Source organism: Janthinobacterium sp. SUN073, from assembly GCF_030397665.1.
GTDB lineage: Bacteria > Pseudomonadota > Gammaproteobacteria > Burkholderiales > Burkholderiaceae_D > Janthinobacterium.
In genome coordinates this window covers 179,070-194,412 of the sequence record NZ_JAPUBT010000012.1, presented here as the reverse complement: position 1 = coordinate 194,412, position 15,343 = coordinate 179,070, and the positions used below count along the sequence as shown (strand labels likewise).

At 61.4% G+C, this 15,343-nt stretch carries 16 protein-coding genes and 1 rRNA gene; 13 read left to right on the top strand and 4 right to left on the bottom strand.

Annotation, left to right across the window (positions count from 1 at the left end):
* Window positions 1–2: 2 nt before the first annotated feature.
* Window positions 3–115, top strand: a 5S ribosomal RNA gene (rrf, locus tag O0882_RS25235).
* A 62-nt stretch (window positions 116–177) separates the two neighbouring features.
* On the opposite strand, the gene O0882_RS25230 is transcribed toward rrf, so the two are convergent.
* From O0882_RS25230 to O0882_RS25215, 4 genes are all read right to left on the bottom strand, one after another.
* Complete coding sequence (locus O0882_RS25230) at window positions 178–522, bottom strand: DUF1840 domain-containing protein (protein ID WP_141171650.1); 345 nt, start codon at window positions 520–522, stop codon at window positions 178–180.
* Window positions 523–702: 180 nt separating this feature from the next.
* Window positions 703–1,248: a hypothetical protein gene (locus O0882_RS25225; protein WP_289952432.1), complete on the bottom strand. Its 546-nt coding sequence runs from the start codon at window positions 1,246–1,248 to the stop codon at window positions 703–705.
* A gap of 64 nt (window positions 1,249–1,312) precedes the next feature.
* The gene (locus tag O0882_RS25220; protein ID WP_289952429.1) at window positions 1,313–2,833 is read right to left on the bottom strand and encodes a YifB family Mg chelatase-like AAA ATPase; all 1,521 of its coding nucleotides are present in this window, start codon (window positions 2,831–2,833) and stop codon (window positions 1,313–1,315) included.
* Between the two features lie 111 nt (window positions 2,834–2,944).
* Complete coding sequence (locus O0882_RS25215) at window positions 2,945–3,193, bottom strand: accessory factor UbiK family protein (protein WP_035824443.1); 249 nt, start codon at window positions 3,191–3,193, stop codon at window positions 2,945–2,947.
* 270 nt (window positions 3,194–3,463) lie between these two features.
* Between O0882_RS25215 and O0882_RS25210 the strand changes: the two genes are divergently transcribed.
* The 12 genes from O0882_RS25210 to O0882_RS25155 all read left to right on the top strand — a co-directional run bounded on the left by O0882_RS25210 (window position 3,464) and on the right by O0882_RS25155 (window position 15,342).
* On the top strand, window positions 3,464–4,231 hold the full coding sequence (locus O0882_RS25210; protein ID WP_289952428.1) for a TorF family putative porin: 768 nt from the start codon (window positions 3,464–3,466) through the stop codon (window positions 4,229–4,231).
* A gap of 11 nt (window positions 4,232–4,242) precedes the next feature.
* Window positions 4,243–4,581: a P-II family nitrogen regulator gene (locus O0882_RS25205; RefSeq protein ID WP_010393464.1), complete on the top strand. Its 339-nt coding sequence runs from the start codon at window positions 4,243–4,245 to the stop codon at window positions 4,579–4,581.
* Between the two features lie 11 nt (window positions 4,582–4,592).
* On the top strand, window positions 4,593–6,134 hold the full coding sequence (gene amt, locus O0882_RS25200; protein ID WP_289952426.1) for an ammonium transporter: 1,542 nt from the start codon (window positions 4,593–4,595) through the stop codon (window positions 6,132–6,134).
* A gap of 204 nt (window positions 6,135–6,338) precedes the next feature.
* A complete protein-coding gene (gene gshA, locus O0882_RS25195) occupies window positions 6,339–7,637 on the top strand; it encodes a glutamate--cysteine ligase (protein WP_219134926.1) in 1,299 nt (432 codons plus the stop codon).
* 96 nt (window positions 7,638–7,733) lie between these two features.
* Entirely contained in the window at window positions 7,734–8,702 is a 969-nt protein-coding gene (gene gshB, locus O0882_RS25190; protein ID WP_096233749.1) for a glutathione synthase, read from the top strand.
* 2 nt (window positions 8,703–8,704) lie between these two features.
* A complete protein-coding gene (locus O0882_RS25185) occupies window positions 8,705–9,109 on the top strand; it encodes a PTS fructose transporter subunit IIA (RefSeq protein ID WP_029496035.1) in 405 nt (134 codons plus the stop codon).
* Between the two features lie 92 nt (window positions 9,110–9,201).
* Window positions 9,202–9,471, top strand: coding sequence for an HPr family phosphocarrier protein (locus O0882_RS25180; protein WP_010393142.1), 270 nt, complete (start codon window positions 9,202–9,204; stop codon window positions 9,469–9,471).
* A 44-nt stretch (window positions 9,472–9,515) separates the two neighbouring features.
* Complete coding sequence (gene ptsP / locus O0882_RS25175; RefSeq protein ID WP_289952419.1) at window positions 9,516–11,258, top strand: phosphoenolpyruvate--protein phosphotransferase; 1,743 nt, start codon at window positions 9,516–9,518, stop codon at window positions 11,256–11,258.
* A 134-nt stretch (window positions 11,259–11,392) separates the two neighbouring features.
* Entirely contained in the window at window positions 11,393–12,592 is a 1,200-nt protein-coding gene (locus O0882_RS25170) for a homoserine O-acetyltransferase (RefSeq protein WP_289952418.1), read from the top strand.
* A complete protein-coding gene (gene metW, locus O0882_RS25165; RefSeq protein WP_070222822.1) occupies window positions 12,589–13,200 on the top strand; it encodes a methionine biosynthesis protein MetW in 612 nt (203 codons plus the stop codon). Before O0882_RS25170 ends, metW begins: the two co-directional genes overlap by 4 nt.
* Complete coding sequence (locus O0882_RS25160; RefSeq protein WP_289952415.1) at window positions 13,200–14,459, top strand: AmpG family muropeptide MFS transporter; 1,260 nt, start codon at window positions 13,200–13,202, stop codon at window positions 14,457–14,459. The genes metW and O0882_RS25160 overlap by 1 nt, the downstream gene beginning before the upstream one ends.
* On the top strand, window positions 14,440–15,342 hold the full coding sequence (locus O0882_RS25155) for a M48 family metallopeptidase (protein ID WP_289952413.1): 903 nt from the start codon (window positions 14,440–14,442) through the stop codon (window positions 15,340–15,342). The genes O0882_RS25160 and O0882_RS25155 overlap by 20 nt, the downstream gene beginning before the upstream one ends.
* Window position 15,343 lies beyond the last annotated feature (1 nt).

Genomic DNA, 15,343 nt, shown 5'->3' with positions numbered 1-15,343 from the left:
TGCCTGATGACCATAGCAAGTTGGTCCCACCCCTTCCCATCCCGAACAGGACCGTGAAACAACTTTGCGCCGATGATAGTGCTGCAACCAGTGTGAAAGTAGGTTATCGTCAGGCTTGTTATATAAAAAAACCCCGCTAGGTGCGGGGTTTTTTTTTCGTCTGCAGCGTTCATGGGACTAGATGCCCCAGGTGATACTTTCACCTTCCGCCTTGGCCGAGCGCAGCATCTCCATCAAGGGATAGGCGCGCTGCGAAAAATGTACTTTTTGCGCGCGCGCATGTGCGCCCGATTCGCCATCTTCCAGCGTTTCCGGCGTATGTGTATCGTGTTCGATGTCATTTTCCGGATGCAGTTTGCTTTCCGCGACTTCTTTTTCCAGCAGGGCCAGGGCATCGCCCGCTTCCGTTGGAGTAATGACGCCGCGGGTGGGATTCTTGTGCAGGATGTCGAGGATACGCTGGGCATGTTCCTGGTACATCAGCACTTCAGGGGAGGATTTGGATTTGAATGAGATCAACATAGGGGCTTTCTGAGACTTGTTGTTAGTGTCGAAACAATATCACGACTTGAAATATCGCACAGGCCGTCCGATTGCGCGGATTGCACATTGGCGAGCCGGATATCGCCATCTGTTGGACAACACACGTATTTACAAGGGCGGCTGTTCCAGGCCGCTGCCTGTTTAAGCGATCGTTAAGTCTCAATCCAGTTTCACTGAGTCCATGAAGGTGTCGATGGTGTCACGCGACAGCTTGCGCTCTTCACCGAGAATGATGATCTGGAAGATGTGCTTGTCCTGTGCCACAAAACGGCCGACCAGCACCACAGGCTTGCCTTGCTGCGTGCCGCTGGCCTCGATGCTGAGCGAACTGCGCTGATGCATTCCGGCAGCAGTGCTGCTGGCTGCCGATGCGGATTTTTCGCTGCGCACAGTGCCGTTGATATTTTTCAAGAGGGCGGTTTGCATGGCGGGCAGGGCCGCTTGCGCCTGTTCTGCGCTGTCGAGCACGGCGCTGCCGATGGCGAAGGTATTGCCATCAACCTCGCTCGCCGTCATGGTCAGGCTGACTTTCTTGCCATCGAGATCGATCTCGCGCGTCAGCACGGCCGGCTTGCCTGGAAACAGGGCCGTGAATTGAGCGTCGGGGCTGCGATAGTCGCGCCAGTCGAATTTCGGACTGCAGGCGGACAGGACGCTGGTGGCCGCGAGCGTAGCCAGCAAGAGGGCAAGTGATGGTTTTTTCATCAGCAGATGGTAGCAGTGCCGCCAGTCACGCGCAATCGCGCACGTGTGGCGTTCATTGCTCTCCTTACATTTCACGCAGTACGCGCCGGTACTGGATCGCTTCGGCGACATGCGGCTGCGTGATGGCGCTGCTGCCCGCCAGGTCGGCGATGCTGCGCGCCACGCGCAGTACCCGGTGGTAGGTGCGTGCCGACCAGTGCAGGCGCGCCATGGCCCCATGCAACAACTGTTCGCCATGTGGCTCCAGGCGACAATGCTGTTCGATTTCCGTGCTGCTCAGGCGCTGGTTCGCTTTTCCCTGGCGTGCCAGCTGCAGGGCAAAGGCTGCCGCTACCCGCGTGGCGATGGATTGCGTGCTTTCGCCAGTGCCTGCGTGCCGCCCCAGCGCCGCCGGTGGCATGGCGGCAACTTCGATTTGCAGGTCGATACGGTCGAGCAGCGGGCCGGACAGGCGACTGTGATAGCGCAGCACGGCGTCGGGCGTACAGCGGCAACGGCCGGAAGCGTGGCCCAGATAGCCGCACGGGCAGGGATTCATGGCGGCGATCAACTGAAAGCGGGCAGGAAACTCGGCCTGACGGGCCGCGCGCGAAATGCTGATGACGCCCGATTCCATGGGTTGGCGCAAGACATCGAGGACCCGGCGCTGGAATTCGGCGATTTCATCGAGAAACAACACACCGCAGTGTGCCAGCGAGATTTCTCCCGGGCGCGGCACGTTGCCGCCGCCCACCAGGGCCACGCCGGACGCCGTCTGGTGCGGGGCGCGATACGGCCGTCGTTTCCAGTGTTCCACCTTGAAGTGGCCGCCCAGCGAATGCACGGCGGCCGATTCCAATGCCTCTGCATCGCTCATGGGCGGCAGCACGCCGGGAAACCGGCTGGCCAGCATGGTCTTGCCCGCACCCGGCGGCCCCACCATCAAGACATTGTGACCGCCCGCGGCCGCCACTTCCAGTGCGCGTCGCGCCTGCTGCTGCCCCTGTACATCGGCAAAGTCGGGATACGCAAAAGCGTGCGCTGCCAGCACGGGCAGATGGCGTTGCAGGGCCGTCTGGCTGGCGGGCGCGGCAAAATGCGCGCAGACCTCGAGCAGGCTGTGGGCGGGATAGATGCAGGCATCGCTGACCAGCGCCGCCTCGTCCGCGTTCGCTTGCGGCAGGATGAAGGCGCGTGGTGTGTCCGAATGGCTGCGCTGCATGGCAAAAGTCATGGCCAGCGCACCGCGGATGGGGCGTAGCTGGCCCGACAGCGACAGTTCGCCCGCGAACTCGTAGTGGTGTAGTTGGTCGCCCGGCAACTGGCCGGAGGCGGCCAGGATACCCAGCGCAATGGGCAAGTCGAAGCGGCCCGATTCCTTGGGCAGGTCGGCCGGCGCCAGGTTGGCCGTAATGCGCCGCGCGGGCATTTCAAAGCCGCAGTTTTGCAACGCGGCACGGACGCGGTCGCGCGATTCCTTCACTTCCGTATCCGGCAGGCCGACTATCGTAAACGAGGGCAAGCCATTGGCAAGGTGGACTTCGACACTTACCTCGGGTGCCTCCATGCCGGCCAGGGCGCGGCTTTTCAGGACGGCCAGACTCATCAGACTCCCCTGTGGCGCGAGCGCGGTCAGGATCAGTCTAGCGCCTGAAGCGCTGTCAGGCTTGAGATATGCCAGCAAGGCCGTGTATAACGCGATCTTGCTGGCGGCACTTTATGCCTTTGGGTCGTTCAGGCGCGTTTCCAGTTCGATCAGGCGCAATTCCAGTGCGTCCAGCTTGGCGCGGGTCTTGGCCAGCACTTGCGCCTGGATATCGAATTCCTCGCGCGTGACGAGATCGAGACGGGCGAAGCCCTGGGTCATCATCGATTTCACGTTTTTCTCGATATCCTTGGCTGGCGAGTTCTCGATGGCCTGGTGAATCTTGCCTTGCAAGTCGTTAAAGAAGGTATTCATGTCCATGGTCAGTCCTTTTATGGTGCGGCATGTGCATCGCACCATTGCGGTGCACAGCGGTGTTAATCTGGTGCGAAAATAGGCAAATCCACAACGCTTCAGCAGCCCATTCCCGCATGCCCAAGGGCTTGCAGGGTATGTATGGACGGAAATGCACCTGTCAAGGTGGCAAGAGAGCTGGCACGTATTCTGCTAAAGAAGGTATGAACGCTTTGTGATCTCCAGCCAAGATTTTAAACCTCAACCGCTTTAAAAGTTCAATAAAAGGAAATCGCCATGAAGAATCTCTCCAAGAACATGACTTTAGTAGCAGCGTTGACGCTGGCCATGACCGCCGTGTGCGGTAGCGCCGTGGCCCAGGATGCAGTGGCAGCGCCTGCTGCGGCCGAAGCCGTACCTGATAACGTGGTGAGCTACAACGTGGCGCTGACCAGCGATTACCGTTACCGCGGTGTGTCGCAAAGCCGCCTGAACCCGGCCGTCAGCGGCGGTGCCGACTATACCCACAATCCCACGGGCCTGTATGTCGGCACCTGGCTGTCGAGCATCAAATGGATCAAGGATGGCGGTGGCGATACCAACCTGGAATGGGATGTCTACGGCGGCAAGCGTGGCGAGATCAGCAAGGATTTCACCTATGACGTGGGCGGCCTGTATTACTTCTATCCCTCGAATGGGCTGAGCACCAATGCCAACACCTTCGAGCTGTACGGTCAGCTTGGCTATGGCCCGCTGTACATCAAGTACTCGCACTCGACTACCAATCTTTTCGGCGTCGCCGACAGCAAGAACAGTGGCTATCTTGACGTGGGTGGCAACTTTGACCTGATTGACGGCTATATCATGAACGTGCATGTGGGCCGCCAGAAAGTCGAGCACAACGATTCCCTCAGTTATAACGATGTCAAGATCGGCGTGACCAAGGATTTCGGCGTGGTGACCGTGGCTCTGGCCGCCGTCAAGGCCAACATCACGTCGCTGGCACCGAATGGCAAGAACCTGGCGAAATCCGGTCTCGTGCTGACCGTGTCCAAAACCTTTTAAGCGAGACTGCCATGAAAATGATTACCGCAATCATTAAACCGTTCAAACTGGACGAAGTACGTGAAGCCTTGTCGGCTATCAATGTGCAAGGCATTACCGTCACCGAAGTGAAAGGGTTCGGCCGCCAGAAAGGTCACACGGAACTCTACCGTGGGGCTGAGTATGTCGTCGATTTCTTGCCAAAGACCAAGATTGAAGCGGCCGTCGATGACGCCATTGTCGACCAGGCCATCGAAGCGATCGAAGGTGCCGCGCGTACCGGTAAAATCGGCGATGGCAAGATTTTCGTCTACAACCTGGAACAGGTTATCCGCATCCGTACCGGTGAAACCGGCAACGAAGCGCTCTAAGGGGAATATTGATGCATAAAAATATAACAAAATTGCTCGCCGGGATAGCCTGCCTGTGTGCGTTTGGCATCGCCACGCCGAGCTTTGCCGATGCGCCCGCCAAGACGGAGGCGGCCACGACCACGGCCGTTGCCGCGCCCGCCGTCACGCCCGTGCCTGACGCCGCGCCCGCTGCTGCCGCTCCGGCCCCGGCCGCTGCCGCTGCCGCGCCAGCCGCCGCGCCCGTCGCCAACAAGGGTGATACCAGTTTCATGATGATCAGCACCTTGCTGGTGATTTTGATGACCATCCCCGGCCTGGCCCTGTTCTACGGCGGCCTGGTGCGCTCGAAGAACATGCTGTCGGTGCTGATGCAAGTGTTCATGGTGTTCGCGCTGGTGATCGTGCTGTGGTGCATCTACGGCTACTCGATCGCCTTCACGGAAAAAAACGCCTTCTTCGGTGGCTTCGACCGCCTGTTCCTGAACGGTATCTGGGATCCGGCCAAGGGCACGTTTGCCGCCGCCGCCACCTTCAGCAAGGGCGTCGTCATTCCCGAGTTCGTCTTCGTGGCTTTCCAGGGCACGTTTGCCGCCATCACCTGCGCACTGATCGTTGGCGCCTTTGCCGAGCGCGCCAAGTTTGCCGCCGTGCTGGCCTTCGTCGTGCTGTGGTTCACGTTCGCCTACCTGCCAGCGGCCCACATGGTGTGGTTCTGGACCGGTCCTGACCTGATCACCAACGCCGCCACCTCGGCCAGCGAAGCCCTGAAGGCGGGCTGGATCTGGCAAAAAGGCGCGCTGGACTTCGCCGGCGGCACCGTGGTGCACATCAACGCCGCCGTTGCCGGCCTGGTAGGCGCCATCATGATCGGCAAGCGCGTCGGCTACGGCCGCGAATCGATGGCGCCGCATTCGCTGACGATGACCATGATCGGCGCATCCTTGCTGTGGGTGGGCTGGTTCGGTTTCAATGCCGGTTCCTCGCTGGAAGCGGGCGACGTGGCGGCCCTGGCCTTCGTCAACACCTTGCTGGCCACTGCCGCCGCCACCCTGTCGTGGGTGTTTGGCGAATGGATCGGCAAAGGCAAGCCATCGATGCTCGGTGGCGCATCGGGCGCCGTGGCCGGCCTGGTGGCGATCACCCCGGCGGCCGGCTTTGTCGGTCCGATGGGCGGCCTGGTCATGGGCTTGCTGGCCGGTATCGTCTGCCTGTGGGGCGTGAACGGTCTGAAACGCCTGATCGGCGCCGACGATTCGCTCGACGTGTTCGGCGTACACGGCGTGGGCGGTATCCTGGGTGCCTTGCTGACGGGTGTGTTTGCTGCACCACAACTGGGCGGCCAGGGCATCTTCGACTATGTCACCAACAAGATGTCGGCGGATCCGTACTCGATCGGTCATCAGGTGTGGGTGCAGGCGCAAGCGGTTGGTACCACCATCATCTGGTCGGCCGTGGTCTCCGTCATCGCCTATAAACTGGTCGACATCGTCATCGGCCTGCGCGTACCGGAAGAAGAAGAGCGCGAAGGCCTCGATATCACCAGCCATGGCGAGCAAGCTTACCATGGTTAAATGATAATTATCTGGCATGCCAGCGCCCCGGCGCGGCATGTCCGGCTGGAAAAGGCGCCTCATTGAGGTGCCTTTTTTTCGTTGTGCGAATGGAAAAGGTCTTTAAAACAAGGCTTTTGCCCCGATTTGGGGTACTTACACGGTAATATAGTCGGCAGTTCTGTGTGCTTTTTTGAATACTGCACATAATTTAAGGATGTAACTATGGTTCCCCATCTCGTCACGGCCCTGACCGGACCGCTGCTCGACCTCGAAAAAAAGATTCTGGCCGCGACGCCTGCCATTGAGCGCTGGTTCCGCATGGAGTGGCAAGAGCACACGCCGCCCTTCTATTGCTCGGTAGACTTGCGTAACGCGGGCTACAAGCTGGCGCCCGTCGATACCAATCTGTTCCCTGGTGGCTTCCATAACCTGGCCACGGAAATGCTGCCCTTGTCCGTGCAGGCGGCCATGGCTGCCATCGACAAGTATTGTCCGGACGCCCGCAATCTGCTGATGGTGCCGGAATTGCACAACACCACGCCGCAATACCTGCAAAACGTGGCGCGCTTGATGCAGATCTTTCGCCAGACGGGCTTGCACGTACGCCTGGGCTCGTGGTCGCCCGAGATCACCCAGCCGACGCCATTGGCGTTGCCAGATGGCAACATGCTCGTCATCGAGCCGCTCGTGCGCCTGAACAATGGCCGCCGCCTGGGCTTGAAGGATTTCGATCCGTGCACGATCTTGCTGAATAATGACTTGTCGGACGGTATCCCCGATATCTTGCAAAATATTCATGAGCAAAGCCTGCTGCCGCCGCTGCACGCGGGCTGGGCCTTGCGCCGCAAGAGCAACCACTACACGGCTTACGATGAAGTGGTGAAAAAATTCGGCAAGATGATCGATGTCGACCCGTGGATGCTCAATCCCTTCCACGCCAAGTGCAGCGACGTGAATTTCCAGGAAGGCGAGGGCGAAGATGCGCTGGCCGCCAGCGTCGATGTGCTGCTGGCCAAGATCCGCAAGAAATACAAGGAATACGGCATCAAGGAAAAGCCGTTTGTCATCGTCAAGCCCGATGCGGGCACGTATGGCACGGGCATCATGACGGTGCGCGACGCCAGCGAAGTGCGCGACCTGTCGCGCAAGCAGCGCGAAAAAATGTCCATCGTCAAGGATGGCCAGCTGGTAACCGATGTGATCATCCAGGAAGGCGTGCCGACCTTTGAAAGCATCAAGGATGCCGTGGCCGAGCCTGTCGTCTACATGATCGACCGCTATGTGGTGGGCGGCTTCTACCGCGTGCACGCGGAGAAGGGCGTCGACCAGAACCTGAACGCGCCCGGCTCGCAGTACGTGCCGCTGGCGTTTGCCCAGCAGCATGCCGTGCCGGACTTGAAGGCCAAGCCGGGCACGGCCGCGCCGAACCGCTTCTATGTGTACGGCGTGGTGGCGCGCCTGGCCTTGCTGGCCGCGTCGCTGGAAATGGAGCGCACGGACCCGAATCCCGAGGTGTATTGATCCCTCCCCGCAGCTTGCCGGGCGCGGTGACCACTGTGCCTGGCGATCTCGGCTAGAATCAAGCATTCCTTATCAGGCTCCCCGATTGGACGCACCATGAAAATTGCATTCCTTGCCGACCCGCTGGCAGGCTTCAAGACTTACAAAGATTCCACCTTCGCCATGATGCGCGAGGCGGCCAAACGCGGCCACGCCGTGTATGCGTTCGAACAGAAGGACATGGCGCTGGAAGAGGGCATCGTCACGGCACGGGTAAAACACATCGAGCTGACCGGTGACGAACACGATTGGTACAAGGTCGTCTCCACCGAGGAAGTACGTTTGTCGACCCTGGACGCCATCATCGAGCGCAAGGACCCGCCGTTCGACATGGAATACGTGTACGGCACGTATCTGCTGGAACTGGCGGAAAAGCAGGGTGCCTGCGTCTTCAACAAGCCGTCCGCCATCCGCGACAACAATGAAAAGCTGGCCATTGCCCAGTTTTCCGAATTCACCTCGCCGACCCTGGTAACGTCGGATGAAGCGCGCCTGCGCGCCTTCCACGCCAAGCACCAGGACGTCATCTTCAAGCCGCTCGACGGCATGGGCGGCACGGGCATCTTCCGCGTCAAGGCCGATGGCCTGAACCTGGGCGCCATCATCGAGACCTTGAGCGAGAACGGCGCGCAGACCATCATGGCGCAGCGCTTTATCGCCGACATCGTCAAGGGCGACAAGCGCATCCTCGTCATCGGCGGCAAGCCGGTGCCGTTTTCGCTGGCGCGCATCCCGCAGGCGGGTGAAGTACGGGGCAACCTGGCCGCCGGCGGCACGGGCGTGGCGCAGCCATTGACGGCGCGCGACCTGGAAATCGCTGAAAAACTGGGCCCGATCCTGGCCGCGCGTGGCCTGATGCTGGTAGGATTGGACGTGATCGGCGACTATCTGACGGAAGTCAATGTCACCAGCCCGACCTGCTTCCAAGAAATCATGCAGCAGACGGGTTTTGATGTGGCTGCCATGTTTGTCGACGCCGTCGAGCATGGCGTTGCGCAAGCGCAGCAGCATCAGAAGGTGAAATGACCATGGTAGGGATTTTGCTCATGACACATGCACCGCTGGGACAGGCGTTCATCGCCGCCTGCGCGCATGTGTTTCGCGGGCCAACGGAACGTTTTGAAGCCATCGACGTCGTCGCCGATCAGGACCTGGCGGAGGTGCAGAAGCTGGCATCGGAAGCCATCTGCCGCCTCGACGACGGCTCCGGCGTGCTGGTGATTACCGACGTGAAGGGCGGCACGCCGTCGAACTGCTGCAACAAGCTGGCCGATGCGGGGCGGGTGGAAGTCATCGCCGGCATCAGCCTGCCGATGCTGCTGCGCGCCATCACGTATCGCCGCGACACGCTCGACGTGGTGGTGGAGATGGCGCTGGCCGGCGCGCAAAGCGGTGCCGTGCGCGTCGATAACCGCATCCGCGTGGGCGAATAGGGAAGTGCAAGGCCGCCGCCCTGAAGGCGGCGGGTTTTATAGGCCAAGATTGTCATCAGCGTAGTGCATTCAGGGATAGAGACCATACAAAAATGATTCAAAAAGAACTCGAAATCATCAACAAGCTGGGACTGCACGCACGCGCCTCCGCCAAATTTACCCAGCTCGCCGCCAAGTTCAAGAGCGACGTCTGGCTGACCCGCAACGCGCGCCGCATCAACGCCAAGTCCATCATGGGCGTGATGATGCTGGCCGCCGGCAAGGGCGCAAAAGTGACCCTGGAAGCCGAGGGCGATGATGAGCAGGCATGTGTCGATGCGCTCACCGCCCTGATTAATGACAGGTTTGGCGAAGGCGAGTAATGCCCGCCGAACGTAGCCGCAGCCGCATTCCGACAGGTCACCCCATGGCATCTTTCACGCTCCACGGCATCCCGGTCTCCCGCGGCATCGCCATTGGCCGCGCGCATCTGCTGGCGCCGGCCGCCCTTGACGTCAAACACTACCTGGTCGCCCAGGAACAGATCGAAGCCGAAGTCCAGCGTCTGCAAAACGCCATCGCCGCCGTCCACAAGGAACTGCAAACCCTGTGGAACGAGCTACCGAAAGACGCGCCCACGGAACTGGGCGCGTTCATCGACGTGCATGCGCTGATCCTGTCGGACCCATTGATCGCCGAAGCGCCACTCGACATCATCCGTTCGCGCCATTACAACGCCGAATGGGCACTGCTGACGCAAATCGATGAATTATCGGCGCAGTTCGACGAAATCGAAGACCCGTATTTGCGCGAGCGCAAGGCCGATATCCAGCAAGTGGCAGAGCGCGTGCTGAAGGTCTTGCTGGGCACCGAACAGCTGCTGCCCAAGGCGGCCACCGCGGATGAGCTGGTGGCGCAGATGATCGTCGTCGCCCACGATATTTCTCCGGCCGACATGCTGCAATTTCGCGACCGCTCCTTCATCGGCTTCATCACCGACGTGGGCGGACAGAACTCGCACACGGCCATCGTCGCGCGCAGCCTGGATATCCCGGCCGCCGTCGGCATGTCGCAGGCGTCGATGCTGATCGAGCAGGACGACTGGCTGATCATCGACGGCGACGCCGGCGTGGTCATCGCCAACCCCAGCGCGCTGGTACTGGAGCAGTACCGCGAGCGCCAGATGGCCATGCAGCGCGCGCGCAAAAAGCTGGGCAAGCTGAAAAAGACGCCGGCCGTCACCAAATGCGGTACCCCCATCACCTTGCTGGCGAATATCGAATTGCCCGAGGATTGTCCGTTTGCGCTGGAGTCCGGCGCCAGCGGCGTGGGCCTGTTCCGCTCCGAATTCCTGTTCATGGGCCGCGCCCACAAGATTCCCACCGAGGACGAGCAGTTCGACGCCTACCGCAACACGGTGATGTCGATGAAAGGGCGCGTGGTGACCATCCGCACGCTCGACATCGGCGCCGACAAGCCGCTCGACCAGTCCGACCATACGGCCCTCAATCCCGCCCTGGGCTTGCGCGCCATCCGTTACTGCCTGGCCGAGCCGCAGTTGTTCCTGACGCAGCTGCGGGCGATCCTGCGCGCCTCGGCGTTCGGCAAGGTGCGCATCCTGATCCCCATGCTGGCGCATGCGTTCGAGATCGACCAGTCGCTGGCCATGATCGCGCAAGCCAAGGCCAGCCTGCGCGAGGACGGCGTCAAGTTCGACGACGCCGTCGAAGTGGGCGCCATGATCGAAATTCCCGCCGCCGCGCTGGCCCTGCCCATGTTCGTCAAGCGCATGGATTTCCTGTCGATCGGCACGAATGACCTGATCCAGTACACCTTGGCCATCGACCGCGTCGATTACGAAGTGGCGCATTTGTACAATCCGCTGCACCCGGCCGTGCTGCAACTGATCTCGATGACGATCGCGGCCGGCCACAAGGCGGGCATCGACGTGGCCGTGTGCGGCGAGATGGCGGGCGACGTGAAGCTCACGCGCTTGCTGCTGGGCATGGGACTGCGCGAGTTTTCCATGCATCCGGCCCAGCTGTTGGCGGTCAAGCAAGAGATCCTCAACAGCGACCTGGGCCTGATCGCACCACAAATGCGCAAAATTATGCGTTCCATGGAACCAAATGTGATCGCGGAAGCCGTCCGGCAACTGCAGCTCATGTAAACTGTCACCTTATCAGCATCAGGACACGTCGCGCGCGGCAAGAGGTGTCCTGATGCTAAAGTTGCAGCACCTATCATCGCGGTGCCGCATCGACCATGGCCCGTGGGGCCACCCCCTTTTATAAACCGACACACATGTCATCCATTGGAATCGTTTCGCCGCAAACCATGTATTTTGCGCAACCCCTGCAGCTGCAAAGCGGAGCATCGCTGCGGGACTATATGTTGATGTATGAAACCTACGGCACCCTGAACGCCGACAAATCGAACGCGGTGCTGGTCTGCCACGCCCTGAACGCCTCGCACCACGTGGCCGGCGTGTATGCGGACGAGCCGAAAAGCACGGGCTGGTGGGACAATATGGTGGGACCGGGCAAGCCGCTCGACACCAATAAATTCTTCGTCATCGGCGTCAATAACCTCGGTTCCTGCTTCGGCTCGACGGGCCCCATGCACACCAATCCCGCCACCGGCAAGCCGTATGGCGCCTCTTTCCCCGTCGTCACGGTGGAAGACTGGGTCAGCGCGCAGGCGCGCCTGGCCGATGAACTGGGCATCGCCCAGTTCGCCGCCGTGATGGGGGGATCTTTGGGCGGCATGCAGGCGCTGGCGTGGAGCATCATGTTCCCCGAGCGGCTGCGTCACTGCGTGGTGATCGCCTCGACGGCCAAGCTGTCGGCGCAGAACATCGCCTTCAACGACGTGGCGCGCCAGGCCATCTTGTCCGACCCCGATTACCATGGCGGCGACTTTTATGCGCATGGCGTGGTGCCGAAGAACGGCTTGCGCGTGGCGCGCATGGTGGGCCACATCACGTATCTGTCGAATGACGACATGGCCGAGAAATTCGGCCGCAAGCTGCGCGACGCGGCGCAGACGGGCGACTACAAATTCGGCTTCGGCATCGATTTCGAGATCGAATCGTATCTGCGCTACCAGGGCGACAAGTTCTCCGAGTACTTCGACGCCAACACGTACTTACTGATCACCAAGGCGCTCGACTATTTCGACCCGGCGCGCGCGCATGGCGGCGACCTGGCCAAGGCCCTGTCGGGCACCAAGGCCAAGTTCTTCCTCGCCTCGTTTTCCACCGACTGGCGCTTCTCGCCCGAGCGCAGCCGCGAAATCGTCGAAGCGCTGGTGTGCAACCGCCGCCAGGTCACGTATGCCGAGATCGACGCGCCGCATGGCCACGACGCCTTCCTGCTGGAAGATGCGCGCTACATGAACATGGTGCGCGCCTATTATGGCCAGGTATGGAACGATATCGGGGCGGGCTTGCCCGCTCCCGCACAGCACACCGCCGTCCGCCAGGGCGCCAAGGAGACCGCATGACTTTTGACGAATTGAGCGCACTGCGCCCCGACCTGGCCTTCATCGCCCACTGGGTGCCGAACAACGCGCACGTGCTGGACGTGGGCTGCGGCGAAGGCGTGATGCTGCAGTACCTGCAAAGCGACAAGGAGTGCAGCGGCTATGGCATCGAGATCGCCGACGACAAGGTGCTGGCCAGCACCCTGCGCGGCGTCAACGTGATCCAGCAGGACATGGAAAAGGGCCTGGCCATCTTTGGCGACAACAGCTTCGATACGGTGCTGTGCCTGTCGTCGCTGCAGATGATGAAGCAGGTCGAGCCGCTGCTGCGCGACATCGTGCGCGTGGGCGCCGAGGCCATCGTCTCGTTCCCCAACTTCGCCTACTGGCCGCACCGCGTGGCATTGCTGAAAGGCCGCATGCCCGTGTCGAAATCGCTGCCCTACCAGTGGTACGACACGCCCAACGTGCGCTGCGCCACCATCAACGACTTCCGCGAACTGGCCGAGGAATGCGGCCTGGAAGTGATCGAATGCGTGGCCCTGGCCGAAGGCAAGATGGTCTCCGTGCTGCCGAACCTGCGCGGCGACCTTGCCGTCTTCCGCCTGCGTAAAAAAGCGGTGCATTGATGACGACAAGCCCGGCGCCAGGCTGGCGTTCCTATGCCAACGGCCGCATGCTGGCCGTGCTGGTGCTGGGTTTCAGTTCCGGCCTGCCCCTGTTCATCCTGCTGTACCTGCTGCAGGCATGGCTGGCCAAGTCGGGACTGAACGTCAAGGCGCTGGGGCTGTTCGCCCTGGTGCAGTTCCCGTACATCTGGAAATTCCTGTGGGCGCCCCTGATGGACCGCTACCGCATCCTGGGACTGGGGCGCCGGCGCGGCTGGATGGCGCTCACGCAGGTGGCGCTGTTTTTTGCCATCGGCGGCATGGGCATGCTCGACCCGCTCACGCAGATCGGCCTGATCGCCGCCGCCGCGGGCGGCGTGGCCTTTCTGTCGGCCAGCCAGGACATCGTCATCGATGCCTACCGGCGCGAAATCCTTAGCGACAACGAGCAGGGCCTGGGCGCCGCCGTCATCGTCAACGCGTATAAAGTGGCAGGCATGGTGCCGGGCGCGCTGTCGCTGATCCTGGCCGACCGCATGCCGTGGCAGCCCGTCTTCTGGATCACGGCCGCCTTCATGCTGCCGGGCCTCGTGTGCACCTTGCTGATCAAGGAGCCCACCGTCTACGGCTCGCCGCCGAAGACCATGCGCGAAGCGATCATCTTGCCGTTCCAGGAATTCATCGCACGCGATGGTTGGCGTAACGCAATGTGGATACTCGCCTTCGTATTACTCTACAAAATCGGCGACAGCATGGCCACGGCGCTGGCGACGAAGTTTTATCTGGACCTGGGGTTCAGCATGACGCAGATCGGCCTGGCTGCCAACACCACGGGTTTCTGGGCCAGTCTGGCCGGCGGCGTGGTGGGTGGCGTGTGGATGCTCAAACTGGGCATCAACCGGGGCCTGTGGGTCTTTGGTGCGCTGCAGGCGATCGCGATTTTGGGATTCGCCTGGCTGGCGCAGGTGGGGCCGAATACCATGCTGCTCAGCGCCGTGATCGGTTTTGAAGCCTTTGCCAGTCTGGGCCTGGGTGCGGCCGCCTTTGTCGCGTTCCTGTCGCGCACCACGGACCCGCGCTACACTGCCACGCAATATGCCTTGTTTTCCAGCCTGAGCGCCGTGCCGCGCACCCTGATCAATGCCTCGGTGGGCTTTCTGGTCGCCGAGCTGGGCTGGTTCTCGTTTTTCATTGTTTGCTTCTTCCTGGCCTTCCCGGCCATGATGATGCTGCCTAAAATCGCTCCATGGAGGTCTGCCAATGGCACCAATATCCCTTAAACGTTACGCCGTCCTGGCCAGCCTGTGCACGGCTACCGCGCTGGCGCCCCTGTCCACCCACGCCCAGCAGGCGACGGTCCAGGATGGCATCAAGGTACGCCCCTTGTCGACTTCGCGCATCTTTGCCGGCGGCGCCGATTTCAATGCGCAATCGAAGCAGCAATATGCGCAGCTGGTCAACGAAGCGAAGGAAAAAAACGCGCTGGTGCCGGACAGCGACCCGCAAGTGAAACGTCTGCGCGCCATCGCCCAGCGCATCATCCCGTTCGCCACGCGCTGGAACGAGGCGGCGGCCAGCTGGAATTGGCAAGTCAACCTGCTCAACTCGGACGAGGTCAACGCCTTTTGCATGCCGGGCGGGCAGATCGCTTTTTACAGTGGCATCATCACCAAGCTCAATTTGACCGACGATGAAGTGGCCATCGTCATGGGGCATGAAATTTCGCACGCACTGCGCGAACACTCGCAGGCGCAGGCCGGCAAGGGCAACCTGGCTGCCGTCGGCGCCAAGCTGGCCGGCGCCGGGCTGTCGGCCTGGCTCGGCGTCGATCCGAACATTACCAGTACCGCCACGAATATGGCGGCGCAGGGCGTAATGCTGAAGTTCTCGCGCGACGATGAACGCGAGGCAGATTTGATCGGGATGGACCTGGCCGCACGCGCCGGCTTCGATCCGCGTGCCGGCGTGGTCCTGTGGCAGAAAATGGCCGCCGTGAGCAAGGGCGCGCCGCCGGAATTCCTCTCGACCCACCCGTCGGGCAAGGACCGCATTTCGCAGATGAACAGCCACATGGCGCAAGTGCTGCCCTTGTACGCGCGCAGCAAGGGCGTCAGCGTGGATGCCTTGCCGCCGTACCGCAGCACCGCCATCGCGCAGCGCTAGG

Coding starts and splice junctions, on each gene's coding strand:
- amt (WP_289952426.1), top strand. CDS start 4,593: ATGCATAAAAATATAACAAAATTGCTCGCCGGGATAGCCTGCCTGTGT.
- O0882_RS25230 (WP_141171650.1), bottom strand. CDS start 522: ATGTTGATCTCATTCAAATCCAAATCCTCCCCTGAAGTGCTGATGTAC.
- O0882_RS25180 (WP_010393142.1), top strand. CDS start 9,202: ATGATTCAAAAAGAACTCGAAATCATCAACAAGCTGGGACTGCACGCA.
- gshB (WP_096233749.1), top strand. CDS start 7,734: ATGAAAATTGCATTCCTTGCCGACCCGCTGGCAGGCTTCAAGACTTAC.
- metW (WP_070222822.1), top strand. CDS start 12,589: ATGACTTTTGACGAATTGAGCGCACTGCGCCCCGACCTGGCCTTCATC.
- O0882_RS25220 (WP_289952429.1), bottom strand. CDS start 2,833: ATGAGTCTGGCCGTCCTGAAAAGCCGCGCCCTGGCCGGCATGGAGGCA.
- O0882_RS25155 (WP_289952413.1), top strand. CDS start 14,440: ATGGCACCAATATCCCTTAAACGTTACGCCGTCCTGGCCAGCCTGTGC.
- O0882_RS25205 (WP_010393464.1), top strand. CDS start 4,243: ATGAAAATGATTACCGCAATCATTAAACCGTTCAAACTGGACGAAGTA.
- O0882_RS25170 (WP_289952418.1), top strand. CDS start 11,393: ATGTCATCCATTGGAATCGTTTCGCCGCAAACCATGTATTTTGCGCAA.
- O0882_RS25160 (WP_289952415.1), top strand. CDS start 13,200: ATGACGACAAGCCCGGCGCCAGGCTGGCGTTCCTATGCCAACGGCCGC.
- gshA (WP_219134926.1), top strand. CDS start 6,339: ATGGTTCCCCATCTCGTCACGGCCCTGACCGGACCGCTGCTCGACCTC.
- O0882_RS25210 (WP_289952428.1), top strand. CDS start 3,464: ATGAAGAATCTCTCCAAGAACATGACTTTAGTAGCAGCGTTGACGCTG.
- O0882_RS25225 (WP_289952432.1), bottom strand. CDS start 1,248: ATGAAAAAACCATCACTTGCCCTCTTGCTGGCTACGCTCGCGGCCACC.
- O0882_RS25215 (WP_035824443.1), bottom strand. CDS start 3,193: ATGGACATGAATACCTTCTTTAACGACTTGCAAGGCAAGATTCACCAG.
- O0882_RS25185 (WP_029496035.1), top strand. CDS start 8,705: ATGGTAGGGATTTTGCTCATGACACATGCACCGCTGGGACAGGCGTTC.
- ptsP (WP_289952419.1), top strand. CDS start 9,516: ATGGCATCTTTCACGCTCCACGGCATCCCGGTCTCCCGCGGCATCGCC.